The 19,210-nt window shown below is 57.9% G+C and carries 19 protein-coding genes; 6 read left to right on the top strand and 13 right to left on the bottom strand.

What is annotated here, in order from left to right; translation table 11 throughout:
• The first annotated feature begins 129 nt into the window (after window positions 1–129).
• A complete protein-coding gene (locus tag K6L24_RS14725; RefSeq protein WP_062746539.1) occupies window positions 130–2,562 on the top strand; it encodes a DUF3772 domain-containing protein in 2,433 nt (810 codons plus the stop codon).
• 40 nt (window positions 2,563–2,602) lie between these two features.
• On the opposite strand, the gene dld is transcribed toward K6L24_RS14725, so the two are convergent.
• Window positions 2,603–4,324, bottom strand: a complete 1,722-nt coding sequence (gene dld, locus K6L24_RS14720; protein WP_062746541.1) for a D-lactate dehydrogenase — start codon at window positions 4,322–4,324, stop codon at window positions 2,603–2,605.
• A 188-nt stretch (window positions 4,325–4,512) separates the two neighbouring features.
• Between dld and bglX the strand changes: the two genes are divergently transcribed.
• The 5 genes from bglX (at window position 4,513) to idi (ending at window position 10,108) form a co-directional block, all read left to right on the top strand.
• On the top strand, window positions 4,513–6,810 hold the full coding sequence (gene bglX, locus K6L24_RS14715; protein ID WP_062746543.1) for a beta-glucosidase BglX: 2,298 nt from the start codon (window positions 4,513–4,515) through the stop codon (window positions 6,808–6,810).
• A gap of 50 nt (window positions 6,811–6,860) precedes the next feature.
• Window positions 6,861–7,727, top strand: a complete 867-nt coding sequence (locus tag K6L24_RS14710) for an oxygenase MpaB family protein (RefSeq protein ID WP_062746545.1) — start codon at window positions 6,861–6,863, stop codon at window positions 7,725–7,727.
• Window positions 7,728–7,755: 28 nt separating this feature from the next.
• Window positions 7,756–8,169 (top strand): lysozyme inhibitor LprI family protein, encoded by a 414-nt coding sequence (locus K6L24_RS14705; RefSeq protein WP_245006688.1) that lies wholly within the window; start codon window positions 7,756–7,758, stop codon window positions 8,167–8,169.
• Between the two features lie 151 nt (window positions 8,170–8,320).
• On the top strand, window positions 8,321–9,430 hold the full coding sequence (locus tag K6L24_RS14700) for a suppressor of fused domain protein (RefSeq protein WP_062746549.1): 1,110 nt from the start codon (window positions 8,321–8,323) through the stop codon (window positions 9,428–9,430).
• A gap of 123 nt (window positions 9,431–9,553) precedes the next feature.
• Window positions 9,554–10,108: an isopentenyl-diphosphate Delta-isomerase gene (gene idi, locus K6L24_RS14695; RefSeq protein WP_118664397.1), complete on the top strand. Its 555-nt coding sequence runs from the start codon at window positions 9,554–9,556 to the stop codon at window positions 10,106–10,108.
• Here idi and K6L24_RS14690 read toward each other — a convergent pair.
• From K6L24_RS14690 to K6L24_RS14635, 12 genes are all read right to left on the bottom strand, one after another.
• Window positions 10,090–10,743 carry an RES family NAD+ phosphorylase gene (locus K6L24_RS14690; protein ID WP_062746553.1) on the bottom strand — a complete coding sequence of 218 codons (654 nt, stop codon included), beginning with the start codon at window positions 10,741–10,743 and terminating at the stop codon, window positions 10,090–10,092. The two genes, idi and K6L24_RS14690, sit on opposite strands and share 19 nt — an antisense overlap.
• Window positions 10,736–11,467 (bottom strand): DUF2384 domain-containing protein, encoded by a 732-nt coding sequence (locus tag K6L24_RS14685; protein ID WP_222681604.1) that lies wholly within the window; start codon window positions 11,465–11,467, stop codon window positions 10,736–10,738. The genes K6L24_RS14690 and K6L24_RS14685 overlap by 8 nt, the downstream gene beginning before the upstream one ends.
• Before the next feature lie 71 nt (window positions 11,468–11,538).
• Window positions 11,539–13,014 (bottom strand): MFS transporter, encoded by a 1,476-nt coding sequence (locus tag K6L24_RS14680; protein WP_222681603.1) that lies wholly within the window; start codon window positions 13,012–13,014, stop codon window positions 11,539–11,541.
• A gap of 134 nt (window positions 13,015–13,148) precedes the next feature.
• The gene (locus K6L24_RS14675) at window positions 13,149–13,253 is read right to left on the bottom strand and encodes a protein YohO (RefSeq protein ID WP_072277467.1); all 105 of its coding nucleotides are present in this window, start codon (window positions 13,251–13,253) and stop codon (window positions 13,149–13,151) included.
• A gap of 73 nt (window positions 13,254–13,326) precedes the next feature.
• Window positions 13,327–13,860 (bottom strand): DUF3833 domain-containing protein, encoded by a 534-nt coding sequence (locus tag K6L24_RS14670; RefSeq protein WP_062746561.1) that lies wholly within the window; start codon window positions 13,858–13,860, stop codon window positions 13,327–13,329.
• On the bottom strand, window positions 13,860–14,372 hold the full coding sequence (locus tag K6L24_RS14665) for a chalcone isomerase family protein (protein ID WP_137269634.1): 513 nt from the start codon (window positions 14,370–14,372) through the stop codon (window positions 13,860–13,862). Before K6L24_RS14665 ends, K6L24_RS14670 begins: the two co-directional genes overlap by 1 nt.
• Complete coding sequence (locus tag K6L24_RS14660; RefSeq protein WP_062746565.1) at window positions 14,372–14,851, bottom strand: DUF2878 domain-containing protein; 480 nt, start codon at window positions 14,849–14,851, stop codon at window positions 14,372–14,374. The genes K6L24_RS14665 and K6L24_RS14660 overlap by 1 nt, the downstream gene beginning before the upstream one ends.
• A complete protein-coding gene (locus K6L24_RS14655) occupies window positions 14,848–16,077 on the bottom strand; it encodes an SAM-dependent methyltransferase (protein ID WP_062746567.1) in 1,230 nt (409 codons plus the stop codon). The genes K6L24_RS14660 and K6L24_RS14655 overlap by 4 nt, the downstream gene beginning before the upstream one ends.
• A gap of 3 nt (window positions 16,078–16,080) precedes the next feature.
• Entirely contained in the window at window positions 16,081–16,797 is a 717-nt protein-coding gene (locus K6L24_RS14650) for a DUF1365 domain-containing protein (RefSeq protein ID WP_222681602.1), read from the bottom strand.
• Window positions 16,794–18,059 (bottom strand): NAD(P)/FAD-dependent oxidoreductase, encoded by a 1,266-nt coding sequence (locus K6L24_RS14645; protein ID WP_222681601.1) that lies wholly within the window; start codon window positions 18,057–18,059, stop codon window positions 16,794–16,796. Before K6L24_RS14645 ends, K6L24_RS14650 begins: the two co-directional genes overlap by 4 nt.
• Window positions 18,060–18,062: 3 nt before the next feature.
• Window positions 18,063–18,779, bottom strand: a complete 717-nt coding sequence (locus K6L24_RS14640) for an SDR family NAD(P)-dependent oxidoreductase (RefSeq protein ID WP_062746573.1) — start codon at window positions 18,777–18,779, stop codon at window positions 18,063–18,065.
• Complete coding sequence (locus K6L24_RS14635) at window positions 18,776–19,207, bottom strand: nuclear transport factor 2 family protein (RefSeq protein WP_062746575.1); 432 nt, start codon at window positions 19,205–19,207, stop codon at window positions 18,776–18,778. Before K6L24_RS14635 ends, K6L24_RS14640 begins: the two co-directional genes overlap by 4 nt.
• Window positions 19,208–19,210 lie beyond the last annotated feature (3 nt).

Here is a 19,210-nt window from a genome sequence, read left to right as displayed (position 1 = left end):
AGAATATTCTTATGATAACGACCTCATTTTTACATCACAAATCCTATAGTGCCGGCCAGGGCAAAAGCATAAACTAGCCGGCAATTGTCAGGCGCCGCCCGGCGCTGCCTTAGTATCAGGAACCTGCACATGTCTGGCTTGTTAACTTTTCTTCGCGTTTGTCTGCTGGCGCTCGTGACGCTATCGCCCCAGCTGGTTATGGCTGCGGAGGGCGATGACGCACAGCAAACCGATGCCCCTCCAAAGGTCAATGCTGCCGTTGAACTGCCGAAAATGCAGAAGGTGCTGGACAAGATCAAACAGCAGGTTTCCGGTGAAACCAACGACAGCAAGCTGATGGCGCTCAACGAACTGGCGCTGGAGCTGTCTGGCGATGCGGATACGCTGATGCAGGGTATTGTTCCCCAGCGTGCCCAGTTGCAGGCCCAGCTGGCCGTGCTTGGCCCGGCTCCGCAGGCGAACAGCGGAGTGAAAGAGACCGCGGAGGTGACCAGCAAAAGAAATAAGCTGGAAAACCAGAAGGGGAAAATGGATGCCCAGATCAAACAGGCGGAAGCCATAAAGAGCGGGGCCATTAATCTTTCCGCGCAGATCGTTACCCTGCGCCGTGATGCGCTGAAAACTCAGCTGGCACTGAACGCGGGCAGTATTCTTGGCCCGCGCTTCTGGGCGCCGCTGTATAACACGCAAAGCGATGACAGCGTTAAAATCAGCGATTTTATTGATGAACTGACTTCCACCGCCGCACTGTCGTGGGAGTCAGGCTGGCGTTTTGGCACCATTATGTGGGTGCTGGCCGCCGGGCTGGTCGCCACGCTGGGTCGCCGCTATCTGGAGGAGTTTCTCGCCTGGGTGGGGATCCATCATCTGCCCGAAGGGCGTCTGCGCCGTAGTTTCCTGGCGGCCGCCACGGCAGTGACCACCCTGGCCGCGGTGGTGCTGGCATTTAATTTCCTCGACCAGGCCTTTACCCGTCACGATCAGGTGATTGATGACGTCCGTGATTTTGCCGATAAGCTGGTCGGGCTGAGTGTGTTCTGCGGTCTGATCGCCGGATTAGGGCGGGCGTTCCTCTCCACCCGTCGGCCCTCATGGCGTCTGCCCAATATTTCCAATGAAGTGGCATTGGCTTTAAAGCCCTATCCACCGCTCACCGCCGCCCTGGTGTTTATTTTCCAGACGGTAGAGACCTTTAACAGCAGCGCCAGCACCAGCGTCGGCACGACGATTTTTGCCAACGGCATGACGGCGCTGCTGATCGGTGCCACGGCGCTGTCAATCAGCATGCGAACCAATCGCGTGCGCCGGCGTATGCTCCAGGCGGGTAACCCACCGGAGGCCAAATCCACGCTGGTAGGGCTGATTCAGATGGCGCTGACGCTGATTGGCGTGGCGATCATGATCGCGCTGCTGATTGGTTATATCACCCTGGCGCGCTTCCTCAGCTATGAGCTGATCTGGATGGGAATTGTCTTTGGTTCATTCTACATCTGCAGCCAGCTGGTAGCGGACGGCTGCGAAAGCCTGTTCTCCACCAACAATGCTTCCGGCAAGCGTATTCAGACCTCACTGAATATCGACGAGCGGCATCTGGGGCAGGTGGCGGCGGTGCTTGGTGCCATTGGCAAGACGTTCCTTGTACTGGCGGCCGCGATGGCGCTGCTTAATGGCACCTTCGGCAGTTCGACGCCGATTGAGCTGGTGCAGAAAGCGATTGAATTCTGGGGCGGCAAAGGGCTTGAATCCCTGAATATCGTGCCTGCGCATATGGTCAATGCGCTGATCTGCATGGTGGTCGGCATCTGGGTGCTGCGTTCGGTGAAACGCTGGCTGGAGCATGATTTCCTGCCCAAAACCACCATGGACAAAGGGATGCGGCTGTCGCTGCTCACGCTGTTCAGCAATATTGGATTTGTGCTGGTGATCCTGATGACACTGTCGATTATGGGTCTGCAGTGGAACAAGCTGGCGTGGATCGTCAGCGCCCTGTCGGTCGGTATCGGTTTCGGCTTACAGGAGATTGTGAAGAACTTTATTTCCGGCCTGATCCTGCTGACGGAGCGCCCGGTCAAAGTGGGTGACCTGGTGAGCATCAGCGGCATTGAAGGGGATATCCGCCGTATTAACGTGCGCGCCACCGAAATTCAGCTCAGTGATAAATCCACCGTGATTGTGCCGAACTCGCAGCTGATCTCTCAGAACGTGCGCAACGCCACGATGGGCAATGCGCAGGGGGTGGCCACCATTACGCTGACCTTCCCGCTGGATATTGACCCGCAGCAGGTGCGTCAGCTGTTGCTGGAAGTGTATAACGAGAACGAACGTATTCTGGAGAATCCGGAGCCCTCGGTCACGTTCAAGGATCTGACCTCAACCGGCATCGTACTGTCGGTGACGGGGAATGTGGCCAGCCCGCGTCAGGTGGGTGGCGCAAAAAGCGATCTGCTGTTTGATATCCTCACCCGACTGCGCAAAGAAGGGGTGATGCTCTCTGCGCCGCAGACCATGATCATCGAGCGTAAAAACGGCCAGATGGTACTGAAGGACGCGCCGGAGGAGTAATCCCCCGTAGGGGCGACCCTTTTTCCGGTCGCCCCTACGGCTATTTATCGCACCCGCACTCACCCCAGTGCTTCGCCCGTGTGGTTTTTCCAATGCCAGGATTAAACGTATTAGTCGGGTCAAGCTGCTGGTAAAAAGCCTTCAGCTGCGGTTTGGCCTGATACAGATGGCCAACGTTATGCTCTGCCGGATACTCCGCGCCGCGGGCATGCAGAATTTCCAGCATCTTCTCTTTCAGCGCGTGCGCATCCACCCCTTTTTTCACAATATAGTCCTGGTGGAATACGTGGCACAGGAAGTGGCCGTAATAGAGGCGGTGGGTCAGGGCATCGTCAAACTCTGGCGGCAGCTTTTCGAACCAGTCGCGATCGTTACGGCGCAGCGCAATATCCAGCGCCAGAATATCTTCCACCGCTTCATGATGCACGGCGTGGTAACGCACGGCGGCCCCGGCGGCGGCAAAGCGGTGCAGAAACGCGTGTGCGCCTTCTTTTCCTTCACATTCAAAGTACCCGCCGTCGGCATCTTTGAAGAATTCCTGCAGATAGGCCCGCGCTTCGGCCACGCCTTCGCCGGACATTTTCAGCATCAGATGGTGTTCAAAACGATCGCGGTACTGCTTCATGCGCGGCGGCAGGTGGGAGGGCAGCAGCGCGGCGATTTTTTGCAGCATCCGGTCGCTGAAGTGGGGTTTCAGCCATTTGATCCGCGCCAGCAGCGCATCTGCGCGCCCCTTCAGCGTGAAGAACAGCGGCATCTTGTCGGTGCCAAGCTTGTCGATCATCACAAAGGTGTCTTTGCCGTAGGTTTCCGCGATATCAAAAATATCACGATGCATGTATTCGCCGGCCACCGGCAGATGGGTAAAACTGGCCAGCATATGGCGGCGCAGCCGATCGAGCACCGCCGTATCATTGGTACCAATATAGAAGACCTGCTGGGCACTTTCGCTGGCAAACGTATCCAGACGTACCGCAAACAGGGCGAGCTTACCGGCACAGCCGGAGGCTTCAAACAGCCGGCGCGCATCTGCATTAAAACGTGACGGCGTGTCGGCATCAACATCGCGTACCCGTACGGCATAATCCGGGTCGGAGGCGTGGCGCTGGTCGTGCAGCACGTCGCTCTGCTGCCAGCTGTCATCATCCAGCTTACCCAGGATTTGCTCCGGGGTTGACCCCAGGTTGATGCCGAGGTGGTTAACCAGCCGCAGCGTACCGCTGGCATCTATCTGCGCGTAAAGCGCCATTTCGGTGTAGGCCGGGCCGCGTTTCACCAGCGAACCTCCGGAGTTATTACAGATGCCGCCGAGCACGGACGCACCGATACAGGAAGAACCAATCACCGAATGGGGTTCGCGGCCCAGGGGTTTCAGGGCTTTTTCTAACTGATACAGGGTGCTGCCGGGGAAGGCCAGCACTTGTTTCCCTTCATCAAGCAGCTGGATTTTATCCATGCGCAGGGTGCTGATAATCACAATATCACGCGGGTAGTCATTCCCGTTCGGCGTTGAGCCTTCGGTCAGTCCGGTATTGGCCGCCTGCATCAGGATGATCACATCCGCGGCAACACAAGCCTGCAGTATGCGCCACTGCTCCAGTAACGTTCCGGGGAACACCACGGCCAGCGCATCGCCTTCGCCCGATCGGAAGCCCTTGCGATAGCGCTCTGTTTTTTCGGGGTCCGTGAGCAGATGGTTGCGGCCAACGATGCGGCCCAGTTCAGCAATCAGTTTTTGTCCAGCGTGTTGGGAAGTGTGCATGTCATGTCCTTGTCAGTATCACCGCTCTACTGTAGCACTCACTGTCTGGCAATAAAGTCTCGTCTGAGACCTCTGTGATTCATCACCTGAAAACTAGCTGCTATTCTCAAGGTATGACACACTGCTGCCATGTGTTACCGGCAGTAAAATAATAGATACGCCACAGTCACTTGAGAGAAAACCCTCTGATGAAATGGATTTGCTCTGTCAGCCTTGCCGTTACGCTGGCGATTCAGCCAGTATTTGCCGACGATCTGATCGGCCCGCACTCACTCACACCGCAGGCACGCGACGCTTTTGTCACCGACCTGCTGAAAAAAATGACCCTGGATGAAAAGATTGGCCAGTTGAGGCTGATCAGCGTCGGGCCGGATAATCCCAAATCCGCGATCCGCGATATGATCCAGCAGGGTCAGGTGGGCGCGATTTTCAATACCGTGACCCGTCATGATATCCGTGAGATGCAGGATCAGGTCATGCAGCTCAGCCGTCTGAAAATCCCGCTGTTCTTTGCCTATGATGTGATCCACGGTCAGCGCACTCAGTTCCCCATTCCGCTGGCGCTGGCCTCCAGCTGGGACACCGATGCCGTGGCGCAAGTGGGCCGTATTGCCGCTTATGAGGCCGCCGATGATGGGTTAAATATGACCTGGGCACCGATGGTCGATGTGACCCGGGAACCGCGCTGGGGACGCGGCTCGGAGGGCTTCGGGGAAGACACTTACCTGACGTCCGTGATGGGCCGCACCATGGTGCAGGCCATGCAGGGTAAAAGCCCGGCCGATCGCTACTCGGTGATGACCAGCGTCAAGCATTACGCCGCCTATGGGGCGGTTGAAGGCGGGCGTGATTACAATACCGTGGATATGAGCCCACAGCGCCTGTTCCAGGACTATCTTCCGCCGTATAAAGCGGCGCTGGACGCCGGAAGTGGTGGGGTGATGGTGGCGCTGAACTCACTGAATGGTGTCCCGGCCAGTGCCGACAGCTGGCTGTTAAAAGATGTATTGCGTGATGACTGGGGTTTTAAAGGCATCACCATCAGCGATCATGGCGCGATCAAAGAGCTGATCAAACACGGCGTGGCGAGCGACCCGCAGGATGCCGTGCGTATTGCGCTGAAATCCGGCATCGACATGAGTATGAGCGACGAGTACTACAGCAAGTACCTGCCCGGGCTGGTTAAAAGTGGCCAGGTCAGTGAAAAAGAGATCGATGACGCCGCGCGCCACGTACTGAACGTTAAATACGATATGGGCCTGTTTAATGACCCGTACAGCCATCTGGGGCCCGCCAGCAGCGATCCGGCAGATACTAATGCGGAAAACCGCCTGCATCGTGCCGAAGCGCGGGATGTGGCGCGTAAAAGTATGGTGCTGTTAAAAAACCGTCTGGAGACGCTGCCGCTGAAAAAATCCGGCACGGTGGCGCTGATCGGCCCGCTGGCTGACAGCCAGATTGATATTATGGGCAGTTGGTCTGCCGCGGGTGTGGCCGCCCAGTCCGTGACCCTGCTGCAGGGGATGAAAAATGCCACTGCCGGTAAGGCGACGCTGCTGTACACCAAAGGGGCCAACGTCACCGACGATAAAGGCATTCAGGACTTTATCAATCTGTATGAAAAAGCGATGACCGTGGATACACGATCGCCGCAACAGATGCTGGATGAAGCCGTTGAAACCGCGAAGAAAGCGGATGTGGTGGTGCTGGCCATTGGTGAAGCACGCGGTATGGCGCATGAAGCCTCCAGCCGCAGCGATCTGACGCTGCCGGAGAGCCAGCTGAAGCTGATTGATGCCATTAAGGCGACCGGCAAACCGCTGGTGATGGTGCTGATGAACGCGCGTGCGCTGACGCTGACCCATGAAACGCAGCAGGCGGATGCGATGCTGGAAAGCTGGTACAGCGGTACCGAGGGCGGTAACGCCATCGCCGATGTGCTGTTCGGTGACTACAATCCGTCCGGTAAGCTGCCGATGTCCTTCCCACGCTCGGTGGGTCAGATCCCGATCTATTATAACCACCTGAATACCGGCCGTCCGTATAACTTCGAAAACCCGAATAAGTACACGTCTCACTACTTCGATGAGGCAAACGGCCCACTGTTCCCGTTTGGCTACGGACTGAGCTATACGCAGTTCACCCTCTCCCCGGTGAAGATGTCATCTGCCACGATGCCGCGCAACGGAACAGTGAACGCCAGCGTCACCGTCACGAACAGCGGTAAGCGCGATGGGGCGACGGTGGTTCAGCTTTATCTGCGTGATGAGGTGGCGAGTATCAGCCGCCCGGTGAAAGAGCTGAAGGGCTTTAAGCGTATTATGCTGAAGGCGGGCGAATCCCGGACGGTCACCTTCCCGATCGACGTCAGCGCGCTGAAATTCTGGAATGCCAGAATGCAGCAGGTGGCCGAGCCGGGTAAATTTAGCGTGATGATCGGGCTGGATTCTGCCCGGACCGTCAACGCTGAGTTTGATTATCTGTAAACCCCAGGGCGGGGGCTGCCCCGCCCGTTCTGTTTTACCAGGCGAAAAGAATGGTCAGTTTACGCGACAGAATTCAGCAGCAGGTTTTTCGTTTAAACGGGCTGTCACTGAACGAGTTTGATCTGTCACAACCCCCGGGTGACCCAGGCCTTTATGGCCCTGACAGCGTGATATGGCGGGTACACGGTGATTTCCCGTCCATGTTATGCGGTGGGATCGCCGCACTCCTGTTACAGATGCAACATCCCCTGGCACTGGCCGGGGTCTGGGACCACTCCACCTTCCGCGACGATATGATGGGACGGCTGCGCCGGACCAGCCAGTTTATCGCCGTCACCACCTTTGGTAATACCGCAGATGCCCATACGCTGATCGCGCGGGTGAAACGTATTCACCTGCGCGTCACCGGCGTGGACGCACGGGGTCAGCCTTATGCTGCCAGCGATCCGCAGCTGCTGACCTGGGTACACGTAGCAGAAACGCGCTGTTTCCTCGCAGCTCATCTGCGCTATAAAAATCCGCAGTTGAGTCTGGCAGAGCAGAACCGTTACTACGCTGAGGCGGCGTTAGTGGCCGAAGCGCTGGGGGCTGAACAGGTGCCGGACAGCGTGGCGGCAGTGGAGACGTACCTGACGGCGATGCGGCCGCAGCTGCGGTGCGATGAGCGCACCCAGGAGGTTCTGTCGCTGTTGCTGAATGCACCCGCGCCCTCCTGGCAGGCGCGACCGGCGATGAATGCGATGCTGGTCGCCGGTATCGAGCTGCTGCCGGACTGGGCGCTACAGGCGTTTGGCCTGCACTTTTCCCCGCTGCGGCGACGGCTGATACGGCTGCGTATTGCCATCATCGCCAGAATGCTGCGCTGGGCAATTTCACGCGGCGCGTATCAGCGGGCAATGACGCGGGTAGGGCGATAAGTGTGAACTGACGACGAAGGAGATGATCATGAAAATTCTTTTTGCCGGTGCGCTGCTGCTGATCGCCGCAACGGCCAGCGGTGCAGAACGGTTACGGCAGGATCTGGACACGCAGCTGGAGCGCTGCCAGCAGCAGGCGGTCAGTACGCTTGAGAATCTGCAGTGCTATGAGGCGGCAAACACCGCCTGGGACAGTGAGCTGAACAACCAGTATAAGCAGTTGCTGGCCGGGCAGTCGCCCGCGGCGCAGGCGGCGCTGAAAAAGGCGCAGCGCGCGTGGATAGGCTATCGCGACAGCTACTTTCAGGGCATAAATCACTTTTATCAGCAGCAGCAGGGCACGGTCTGGGGACCGGTGGCGGCCGAATCGAAACTGAATGTTGTCAGAGACAAAGCGCGGGATCTATATCGGCTGCGTAACAGCACCCGGATGGGCGACTGACCCCGTGAGGGGGCAGCGGAAAACCACGCCGTCTTCCGGCTGCACCATTTTGAGACTTTTACCCTTGCCCTGACAGGGTGCAACGCGCCATTCTCTCCTCTTATCCTGACCTGTTCTCAGGGGAATGGAACCCTACAACCGTCGAGGCCTTATGACACAGCCCTATCAGATTGCTGAGGTGGCCAATCAGCAACAGACGCTGATTGCAATTGTTGAGCAGGATGAACGCACCGCTTATTTTTATATCTGGCCGGCCGAAGCGTTTCGCCAGCAGTTTGCCGTGCGAGGCTGCTGGCTGCGTAACCTGCTGCCTGCTCCGCAGCAGGACGATGTTGCCGCGATGCAGCAGGGTACGCCACCGCTGCTGAGTGCGGAATATTGCCGGACGCTTGCTGCCGAGCCGATGCTCGACCCGGCCGGACTGCAGATTATCTGGGAACCCAGCGATGATGGCGCTGCGGTCTGGTATCAGGGGCAGCTACTGGCGGTGATCCCGGGCTGGAGCCTGTATCAGGATCAGCAGGTGAGTTTTTCTGCGGGTTGCATTAAAGCTAACCGCCTGACCTCACCGCTGGGCTCTGCCTCCACCAATAAAAATTACGCCGCCGCGCAGCAGCACCGTCAGTTCTGGCGAGAGTGGCACGACGGCCAGCTGTGGGAACCGTTTCAGCAGGAAATGCTGCAGTGCTATGAAGCTCAGTACGGTGAGTCACTTAAATATTACTCTATCGACCAGGGTAACTGGCCACCGATGGCGATCTCGCAGCATTACCATGAGGGTAGCTGGTATTTCCTGACGCTGGGTATGTGCATTCGCCCGATGCCCTGGGTCGACTTCCTCTATGAAGATCTGGCACCGGAGTACCGGCGTACTGAACTGGCAATGGCGGTAGATGCTGAGGTGATGACGGAAGAGAATGCGGTACAGATGGCCAGTGCGCTGGCCGGGTTTGCTCATATGCCGTGGGCGCGCCTCAGCTGGCTGGGCGAGGGGCATACACTGGTTTCTGCCACGGCCCCGATGGGCTTCGAAGGGTTTATTCTCTCCTCTGCCCTTGGCCGTGAAAGCGGTCAGTTTCCTTTGCCAAAACGCGACGGTGAGAAGGTCAATCTGCTCTGGGCGGCGCCGATTACCACGCCAGAGCGCGAGTTTGCGCAGGCCGGAGAGAATGGCGGTATGGAGCTGGTTGCCCGGCTGTTGCAGTATGGCAGCGGACATATTTTCCGTGCCCGTCAGCAGGTGGTCAACGCAGAAGAGTAATGCCGCCTTCCGCCCGCCAGGGACGTGGGCAATTACCGGGAACGTTAACGAAAGCACGATTTAGTGCAGATCCACTGCCGCCTCTTATGCCAGAATAGTCAGTATCAGTTCTGAGGAGTCGGCATGTCTGCAATTGAAGTAATACTGGTCGATAGTCTGGACCGTCCTACCGGTAAGATGGAAAAAATGGAAGTTCACGAAAAGGGGCTGCTGCATCGTGCGGTCACCGTTTACGTGTTTAATTCTGACCATCAGCTGCTGTTACAGCGTCGTGCCAGGGATAAATACCACTGCGGCGGACTGTGGAGCAACACCACCTGTGGTCACCCCTACCCGCAGGAGTCCACACAGAGTGCGGCCGAGCGGCGTCTTGAAGAAGAGATGGGACTGCGTCTGCCGCTCCAGCCGGTGTTTGAACTCAGCTACAACCTGCCGCTCAGTAACGGCCTGACCGAACATGAATATGGTCATGTCTATTTCGCGGTCAGCGATGACCCGCCGCGCATTAACCCGGAAGAAGCGGAGGCGTGGCGCTACAGTTCGCTAACGGATATTCAGCGTGAAATGCATACCCACCCGGAACGCTTTACCCCCTGGTTTCTGCTGACCTTTGCGCGCATCCCGGCCGAGTTTGCCCGCTACATCGCCTTGCCACCCTGTCACGATTCCTCCAGATAAATTCCCATACGGTCTGCCAGCGCCAGCAGTTCACCCACCACGGGAGGGGAGGTCAGTGGCTCTGTTCCACGTCCGGATATCTGCAGTTTGCCGGCCATACGATCGCCAAAAAACAGGTACGCATTGCCCTCATGTTGACGTGAGGGCCAGGTCAGCCCCTGAACCTGCGGGTGCTGCTGGTGGATGGCTTCTGCCCATTGTCGGGTGATCCCGTAGCCGCTGGCATCGGAGTGAATCAGTTTTTTCCCCACCCGCATTTTTACCAGAGAAGGTAAATCCAGGCTGGCCAGTTGAACAGGCACCTTGGTCACCAGCTGGCTGTGACGAAAGGGAGTCAGCTGATTTACCGGGTAGACGATAGCGGGCTGAGAAATATCAACATCGTGGAAAATCACCTCGCAGAGCGCCACGCGTGTGGCATCGCCGGCATAGAGGGTGGGGATCACGGCGCCCAGCCGATCGAATATCGGGCTGAAGCGAGCGTTACCCTGTGTCGTGGTGTTAAAGCCGTCGCCCGCGAACTGCTGGCGGTGAACACGAAACAGTATGTGGCCAGGCAGCAGGCACAGATCGTTAATCACGACCGCGCCCGCTGGCGGCAAAAGTCCTTTTTCGTTGTGGCTCTCCTTAGCCATGCTGTGCTCCTGACCTTGCCTGAAGAGCGGCTTCTGCCACCGCCTGCGGATCGCTGTTGAGCAGGTCTTTCGGTTTACGTCCGCCCAGCCAGCTATTGTTACTGGCAAACCAGGCCGCCAGCGCCCAGGAGGTGCGGGTACCATCGAAGATCTCCAGTACCCGTTTGATCACTGGCAGCGGTTGCCAGGCCTCATCAAAGGCATAATCAGGGTAACGATCCTGACCATCGATGCTGATCGCAAACGTTTTCCCGCGACGCTTCCAGGCGTTCGGCCCGGCGCTGCGGTTGCGGTTGGTAAAGTGTGCCCTGTCGGACAGTTCTCCGGAGGCAATCCATTCATCTTCACGCAGCACAAAGGCGCGGATATCCTGCGCGCGCTGCTGATTACTGGCCCTGAGGTGCTCATAGCCGTCAAAGATACTGGCGGTTTTTTTTGCCGCCGGGACGACCTTTGCTTTACGCCGCGCCGGCATCAGCAGCGTCTGCGCAACCTCAAAGAGTGCCAGAGCAAGGGCGGGATCGAGCAGAGGATTATTGACCAGCGTATCCAGCTTTTTGCGCAGGGCATCGCGACTGTCTGCGGGCGGTGACGCGTGCTCTTTTAACTGGTTAACATTAATTACCAGATATTCGGCGCTCTCCTCCGCGACCATATTGCGCAACTGATGACCGTTGAGGAGACCGACGGTTTCCGGTGTGACGGCTGTCATTTTAGCGGACATAAAACACCCCTGTCTGAATATATTGCATAGATTGAATATATCGCATATTTAACGGGGTGTCTAAAATTCCATCACCGGGCGGGGGCGAAATCCTCGGCGTCCACATCGTAGCCAGAGGGTTCCCAGCGAATCATTAGCAGTGCAAGCAGACCAATCACCGGTGCCATGCCAATCACCCAGAACACATTGGTACCCAGCAGGGCGGCCAGCACCGGGAACAGGAACAGTGACGCGGTGGAGCTGGCACGGACCATCGTCTGGTTAAATCCGACGCCGACGCCGCGCAGGGAGGTCGGGTAGCTGAGTGACGCGTAGGTCATCGTGTGCGCACCCGGACCGAAGCCCTGACCCAGCAGAAACAGAGCCAGCATCCCAATGGAAATAGCCGCCTGATGCCCGTCCTGTGGCCGGCCGACCAGAGCGAGACCAACCAGGGCCACGATCTGGAATGCATAGCCCAGCGTCATCATTTTCCACGCGCCAAAACGCGGCACCAGTCGTACGGCGAGCATGCCGCCGACAAAGGCAAACAGCAGATTCAGCGCCAGCGACAGCAGGATGGTGTTCAGCATCGACTGTGCCAGGAAGCTGGAGATAATGACCGGAAGACCAAATGCCACGGCATTATAAGCAAAAGGGGAGACAATCGAGGTGATTGTTGCCAGTAGGGTGCGCTTCAGGTAAACCCCTTTGAATAAGGATCCGTAATTACGCCAACTGGCGCGCCGCACGGTGCTGGCCGGGCTGAGATCGGCATCTGGGGCGACATGTGCATTAATGCCCCATGCGTTACGCAGGATCGCCGCCGCACCCTGCAGATCGCCCTGATTGGCGGCCCAGACCGGGGATTCGCTCATATAGCGGCTGCGAATGGCGATAATGATCAGCGCAGGCACGGCCCCGAAGCCGAGGATGATGCGCCACATCAGATCGCTGTGGCTTTCCGGAAGCACTGACCAGAAAAACAGAACCAGCAGATATGAGATCGAGATGGCGGCGTACCAGGTCGGGCACCACATGGCGATACTGGCTGCTTTATTGCCCCGTCCGCGCAGTTTTGAGAACTCTGCCAGGAAGGCCATGGCCACGGGCAAATCGATGCCAATACCCATACCCATGACAAAACGCGCTGCCGCCAGCACGTATTCATTCGGCGCAAATGCGCAGGCGAGGGCGGCGAAGACAAAGAAGAACATATCCGCCATAAACACGCGGTAACGCCCGATTTTATCGGTGAGATACCCCCCCAACAGCGCGCCAACGATGGCACCCAGCGTAATGGACGAAGCGATCATGCCGGCCCCGGCGGGGGACAGGCCAAATTCACGCGTGACGTCCTTCATGCCAAAGGCCAGCGCACCCAGATCGTAGGCATCAAGAAACACACCGCCCAGGGCGATAGCGATGACGATACGGGCGTTGTGACCGGAGTGAGTGCTGTTATTGACCAACTGAGAGACGTCAGACGCCTTACGGATCGGCAAGACTTCACCAGTCGGTGCATTCCCCGCCAGCGCGACGTGCGCGGATGAAGTGATTTCAGTCATGATGTTTGAGTTTTATTTTAAGAAGTAAACTCAGAGCATAACGACATGACCCGGAGAGAGAAATTCCAGCTGGTTATAAGTTAAAACGAATGACACTTAGCGGGGCGGCAGGAGGAGTGCGACCTGCCCTCCCGTCAGGAGCGAACGATGAAGGTATAACCGGCCAGCATAACGCCGCCAATACCGCCCAGCGCCATCAGCAGAAAAATAAATACCACACCAATCTTTTGTAAGTTCATCACGAAACCTGTTTTTCATACGGAGGGCGAAGTATAGCGCTTTCGCCCTGCGTAATTAAGCCGAACAGGGGTTTTATTGTGCCGCTGCGGGCTGTTTTGAGAAAAATAGCGTGACGCGCGCCACTTCAACACCAAACTTTTTCATCGAGGTGACGTTCATCAGGTGCAGGGCATCCTGCTGATAAATCCAGTCGTCGAAGTTCAGTTTATAACTGCTGTCATCGGTTTTCACCGTCATGGTATAGCGCCAGTTGAAGGCGTTGCCGCTGGCATGACCTTTCGCGGTACCAATAATATCGCCTGCGGTACCCACATAGCTGCCGTCAGCCAGGCGGCGAATATGCCAGACGCGGGTCTGCTTCTCGCCGTCGTCATAAACGAACTTTTCGTTCAGCGTCAGTGTGTCACCGACCACCTGACCCTGGATGGCCACCTCGAAACGGCGGATCTGTTTGCCGCTGTAATCCTGCACCATGCCCCAGGCGCGGGACTCACCGTTGAACCAGCTAAAAATATCAATCTTTGGCTGGGCCTGCTGATATTCGTCAATCGTTGTACCACAGCCCGACAGCAGCAGGGTGCAGGTCAGTAACAGGGATTTCCACATCATTCACCTCCGGTCAGTTCCCGACGGATATCGGGGTAAGTCGATTGTGGCGAAAGCCAGATATTGAGGAAGGCATCGCGAAAGGCGGTATCAAAGCGCGGCCCGACAGGACGGATAGCCGCCTGCGTTCCGGCATCCTGCCAGTAAAACTGCCCGCCGCCGGCATCGCCCTGAAAGGCCAGTCGGTCACCCGGGCTCACGTCTGGCCAGACGGTGGCCAGTGTTTTCAGCCACTGCTGGCGCTGATCCGGCGTGCCTGTTTTTTGTGCCTGCCACTGTTCCAGCGTGGCGTCCAGCAAATCCTGGCGGCTGATATCCCGGCGGTAGGTAATGACCAGCGCCAGTGGCCACTGCTGCGCCTGCCAGCGCCCTCCGGGGGTCAGCAGCTGCGAGTCGTAGACGGTAAACGGTCCCCAGGTGAGCGTGGCCTGACCGACTGTCTGCCAGCGCAGCCAGTCAGCGGCCTGGGTCAGCGGTGAGCACAGCAGTAATAACAACAGCCATTTTTTCATCATTTGCTCCGCAGAAGATGGCTGGCTAAGGGTAAATACAGCGCCCAGCCCAGGGCCAGGGCTGCCATAACGACGAGCAGGGGCTGATGCCACTGCAGGCCGCCCAGCCGCTCACCGATAAAATAGGAAAAAGGGCCACCCAGCGCGCCGGCCAGCACCTGCCAGAGGCGACCGGGCGCAAAGCGGGTGAGGATCAGCCACCACCAGCAGGCAAAAGCCAGCCACAGAGCCATCATCCAGAGCGGTACTGTTTCGCTTTGAGTAAAGCGGAACAGCCCGAGCCGCAGCCACAGGCTGTCCAGTGCTATCCCCAGTAACGCCACCAGCAGCAGCCGGGGTTTGATCCGGCTGGGGCAGAGGAACCAGGCGAACAGCGCCACCCCGCACAGCAGCGGCCAGATACGCGCGCGCAGCGCAACCGCCAGTCCCCAGTAGACATCGAATCCGAGGGTCAACAGCCAGAAGCGCAGGCGGCTCATGCGCGTTGCAGCGTCAGCTGGACGGTGCCAATGGTCTGGGCACGGAAACCGGCTTCGCAGTAGCAGAGATAAAATAGCCACATGCGGCGGAAGCGTTCGTCAAAGCGTCCCTGCGCCAGCTGCGGCCATGCGTGGTCGAAACGTCGCCGCCACAGCTGTAAGGTTTTTGCGTAGTCGGGGCCAATTTCAAGCTGATCGATCTCGCTAAAATCGCTGACCTCCCGCAGGGTGTTCTGCAGCAGGCTGACCGACGGTAAAAAGCCGCCGGGGAAGATGTAGCGCTGGATAAAGTCCACACCGCGCGCATAGCCATCAAAGCGTTCTTCACTGATGGTAATCGCCTGCAGGGCGAGGCGGCCACCCGGCTTCAGCAACTGCTGGCAGCGTTCGATAAACAGGGGGATATAGCGTTTACCTACCGCCTCGATCATTTCAATCGATACGATTTTGTCGTACTGGCCGCTGAGATTACGATAATCCTCACACAGTACGGTGACGCGATCGCTGAGGCCAGCCGCGGCGATACGCTGACAGCAGTATTCATACTGTTCGCGGGAAATGGTGGTGGTGGTCACCCGGCAGCCGTATTCGCGGGCGGCAAATTCGGCCATCGCCCCCCAGCCGCTGCCAATTTCCAGCAGGTGATCGTGAGGGGTCAGCGCCAGTTTGACGCACAGGCGTTTCATTTTCGCCTGCTGCGCCTGCTCCAGGGTCATCTCCGGTTGCTGGAACCAGGCGCTGGAATAGAGCATGGCTTCATCCAGAAAGGTGGTATAGAAATCGTTACCAAGGTCGTAATGGGCCGCAATATTCCGTTTTGCCTGCCGCACATTATTCCGCCGCAGCGCATGGACCAGCTGGTTAAACGGGGCAGTGAGCCAGCTGAGACGGGCTTCCAGCTTATCGGCCACGCGGATATTTTGTGCCAGCGTGAGGATCACTGCGGTTAAATCCGGGGTTTCCCACTCGCCATCCATATAGGTTTCTGCCGCCGCGATGCTGCCTCCCAGCAGAATGCGGCGATAGGCGCGAGAATGATGAACCATCACTTCGGCCTGCAGCGGTGCCTGGGCATCGCCGAAGAACTGTGTGCCGAGATGGGGATCGTGCAGGGTCAGACCTGCGCCTTTAATCGCCTGCAGCAGGGAAAAAATCACCCGGCGGGAAGCGGAGAAGCGTTTACCCCTTTTTGCACGGCGTGTCAGACTGAGGTCGGTGCCAGTCATGGTTTATTTCTCCGACTTGCTGTGGTCATAGACAGGCGCACCTTTGCGCCAAAGTTTCCACGCCTGCCAGTAAATCGCCAGCGCGGTTCGAACGGTCATCATCGGGAAGCGCCAGAGGAAATGGCGCAGCGTCTGCCGGGTGAGCGGCTGACGGCGTAAATGTAGCGTGGCGTCAAACTCACGGCCTTCGCGGTGGTTTTCAATATGTACGGCCAGAGATTTACCCGGTGGCGACAGCCGCCAGTGATAAACCATATCCATAGGGTTAAAGGGTGAGACATGAAACGCTTTTTGCGTGGTTTCGCTGCCGTCCGGTTTCACCGCGTAGGTGTGGCGCTCGTTCCATGGCGTATTCCGCACTTCGGCCAGCATCCAGCGCAGGGTGTCGGCGGCGTCGTAAAGATAGTAAAGGTTGACCGGATTAAACGAGCAGCCGAAGTAGCGCAGCTGGGTCAGGAGCATCACGCGTCCGGAGAGATGCTCACCCGTCAGGGCAGCAATGCGAGCCTGTGCACGCTGTTTGATATTGTCGCCGCCGCCAAGAAAATCATCCTCGCTGAAGCTGGCAGCGCACAGACGGCTGCTGCCAATGCCCACACTTTTCAGCAGCGGAAGCTCATCCAGATCAATCAGCGGCATAAAAATACGATAGCTGAACTGGTGATCCACCGGCGTAAAGCGGCGGTGGCGCACGTGGCCGCTGTACAGGACGCTGTTCACAGCAGGCCTGCCTGATCCATCGCCACGACCACGTCGAGGGCACTGCGAATACCATCCTCATGGAAGCCGTTATAGCTCCAGGCCCCGCAGAACCACGTGCGGTTCGTTCCGTTCAGCAACAGCCGCTGCTGCTGGGTTCGCAGGCAGTCAGGACCAAACTGAGGGTGGTGATATTCGAAGCGGCGTAACACTTTTGCCGGGTCGATGGTCTGAGTGGGGTTCAGGCTGACGCAGAAGGTGTGTGCAGAGGCAATGCCCTGCAAAATATTCATATTGTAGGTTACGCTGGCACCCTGCTGTTCGCTGTTATCGTCGCTGTCATTCAGGCGATAGTTCCAGCTGGCCCAGGCCGCACGGCTCTTCGGCAGCAGGCTGGTGTCGGTGTGCAGGACCACTTCATTGGCACGATAAGGCACCCCAGCCAGCATCTCACTTTCCTGCTGAGAGGCATCGTGCAGCAGGTGCAGCGCCTGGTCGCTGTGGCAGGCAAAGATCACCTGGTCATAACGTTCGACACCGCGCGCGCTTTCCAGCGTAACGCCCTGTGCATCGCGCGTCACACGGGTGACCGGGGTATCCAGATAGACCTGCATCTGCTGACCTGTCAACTGCATCAGGCGGCGAATATATTCACGCGATCCACCGGGCACGACGTACCACTGCGGGCGGTGAGTTAAATCCAGCAGGCCGTGATGGTTAAAGAAATTGAGGAACTGCGTCAGCGGCATCCGGCGCATTTCACTCAGCGAGACGGACCAGATAGCGGCCCCCATGGGCAGAATATAGTGCCGGGCAAAGAAGTCGCTGAATCCCTGTGCGGTGAGGAATTCATCCAGCGTGCCCTGTTCCTGCTGGTGCGTCAGCCACTGCTTACCGCAGCGGTTGAAGCGCACAATTTCAGCCAGGAAACGGTAAAAGGAGGGTTTCAGCATGTTACTGCGCTGGGCGAACAGGCTGCTGAGCGAATGGCCGTTATATTCGAGTCCGGTACGGGTATTGCGCACGGAAAAACTCATCTCAGTGGGCTGGCTTTCCAGCCCCAGTTCAGCCAGCAGGGCCAGAAAACGCGGGTAGGTGCGGTCATTAAAAACAATAAACCCGGTATCAATCGCCCAGTTTTTACCGTCCAGCTCAACGTCCACCGTCGCCGTGTGACCGCCGAGTGTGGAGCCTGATTCATAAAGGTGGACTTCCGTGCGCGGGGCTAATTTCCACGCACAGCTCAGGCCAGCAATACCACTGCCAATAATCGCAACGCGCACGATTTACCTCGCTATTTTCTGCGTTAACAGACGCTGAAGGGCCAGGGGTAACCGGGAGGTCACCCGCAGGATAAAAGCAAACAGTGCGGGGAAAGCAATCTCAGCTTTTCCTTTTGCCAGGCCGCGGCGAATAATGCGCGAAGCCTGAACCACATCGACGATCATCGGCATGGCAAAATCGTTGCGCTGCGTCAGCGGCGTGTCAACAAACCCGGGCAGCACCAGGGTAATGCCGACCTGCTGGCGCTTCACGTCCTGGGCCAGGCTGCGGGCAAAATAGGCCAGGGCCGCCTTGGAGGCACCGTAAGCCTCAGCACGGGGCAGGGGAACCATACTGGCGGTGGAACCGACCAGCGCCACGCGGCTGCCGGGCTGCATCTGAGGCAGCAGGCTGTCGAGGCAGTTCACGGGCCCGCTGAAGTTTGTCAGCATCACCCGGTGGACTTTCTCTGCTTCCACCACGCCGTGATCGAGATACTCACAGGTACCGGCACAGAGAATAGCCAGATCGACCAGCTTGCCGCTCAGTGCCGTTCGGGTTTCCGCCAGGTCGGTGATGTCAAAGACGCAGGTTTCAATCTGCGGAAAGGCCTGACGCAGCGTCTCCAGTCGTTCTTCGTTGCGGCCGCAGGCGGTGACATGCCAGCCGTCGGCGGCATAGTCGCGGGCTAGCTGCAGGCCAATGCCGGAGCTGGCTCCGGTGATCAGAACACGATTCATGGTTGCAGCCTCTTTTTGACCAGTCCAATGACGCTGCCGAGCAGCGGCAGCTTCTCGTAGAGCATGGCGCCCATATCGTAATAATCCCGCTGGAAGACGACTTTGCCTTCGCGAAACTGCAGATAACTGCTGCCTTCCAGCGTCTGATCTGCACCGCCCTGTAACGAGGGATGCGCGTACTCCATACGCCACAGTAGCAGCGCATCGCTGTCAAACTCGCGGGTCAGCGTGACGACAAAACGGCAGTAACGCATATTCTTCAGCAGGCTGGCAAAGTACTGCTCAACGACGGCCAGGCCCTGGTGCTCACCGACCGGATCGCTCAGACGGACATCCGGATGGTATATCTCTGCCAGCATCGTCAGACGCGTGCTGTCCAGGGTCTGATAAAACGTCACTAACTGCTGAAGTGCGATCTGCTGCGTCATACC

Source organism: Erwinia persicina, from assembly GCF_019844095.1.
Classification (GTDB): Bacteria; Pseudomonadota; Gammaproteobacteria; order Enterobacterales; family Enterobacteriaceae; genus Erwinia; species Erwinia persicina.
This window is presented reverse-complemented; position numbering and strand designations above follow the sequence as displayed.

Bases quoted from the DNA above. Each gene is read 5' to 3' on its own strand.
- K6L24_RS14725 (WP_062746539.1), top strand. From the start codon at position 130: ATGTCTGGCTTGTTAACTTTTCTTCGCGTTTGTCTGCTGGCGCTCGTG.
- dld (WP_062746541.1), bottom strand. From the start codon at position 4,324: ATGCACACTTCCCAACACGCTGGACAAAAACTGATTGCTGAACTGGGC.
- bglX (WP_062746543.1), top strand. From the start codon at position 4,513: ATGAAATGGATTTGCTCTGTCAGCCTTGCCGTTACGCTGGCGATTCAG.
- K6L24_RS14710 (WP_062746545.1), top strand. From the start codon at position 6,861: ATGGTCAGTTTACGCGACAGAATTCAGCAGCAGGTTTTTCGTTTAAAC.
- K6L24_RS14705 (WP_245006688.1), top strand. From the start codon at position 7,756: ATGAAAATTCTTTTTGCCGGTGCGCTGCTGCTGATCGCCGCAACGGCC.
- K6L24_RS14700 (WP_062746549.1), top strand. From the start codon at position 8,321: ATGACACAGCCCTATCAGATTGCTGAGGTGGCCAATCAGCAACAGACG.
- idi (WP_118664397.1), top strand. From the start codon at position 9,554: ATGTCTGCAATTGAAGTAATACTGGTCGATAGTCTGGACCGTCCTACC.
- K6L24_RS14690 (WP_062746553.1), bottom strand. From the start codon at position 10,743: ATGGCTAAGGAGAGCCACAACGAAAAAGGACTTTTGCCGCCAGCGGGC.
- K6L24_RS14685 (WP_222681604.1), bottom strand. From the start codon at position 11,467: ATGTCCGCTAAAATGACAGCCGTCACACCGGAAACCGTCGGTCTCCTC.
- K6L24_RS14680 (WP_222681603.1), bottom strand. From the start codon at position 13,014: ATGACTGAAATCACTTCATCCGCGCACGTCGCGCTGGCGGGGAATGCA.
- K6L24_RS14675 (WP_072277467.1), bottom strand. From the start codon at position 13,253: ATGAACTTACAAAAGATTGGTGTGGTATTTATTTTTCTGCTGATGGCG.
- K6L24_RS14670 (WP_062746561.1), bottom strand. From the start codon at position 13,860: ATGTGGAAATCCCTGTTACTGACCTGCACCCTGCTGCTGTCGGGCTGT.
- K6L24_RS14665 (WP_137269634.1), bottom strand. From the start codon at position 14,372: ATGAAAAAATGGCTGTTGTTATTACTGCTGTGCTCACCGCTGACCCAG.
- K6L24_RS14660 (WP_062746565.1), bottom strand. From the start codon at position 14,851: ATGAGCCGCCTGCGCTTCTGGCTGTTGACCCTCGGATTCGATGTCTAC.
- K6L24_RS14655 (WP_062746567.1), bottom strand. From the start codon at position 16,077: ATGACTGGCACCGACCTCAGTCTGACACGCCGTGCAAAAAGGGGTAAA.
- K6L24_RS14640 (WP_062746573.1), bottom strand. From the start codon at position 18,779: ATGAATCGTGTTCTGATCACCGGAGCCAGCTCCGGCATTGGCCTGCAG.
- K6L24_RS14635 (WP_062746575.1), bottom strand. From the start codon at position 19,207: ATGACGCAGCAGATCGCACTTCAGCAGTTAGTGACGTTTTATCAGACC.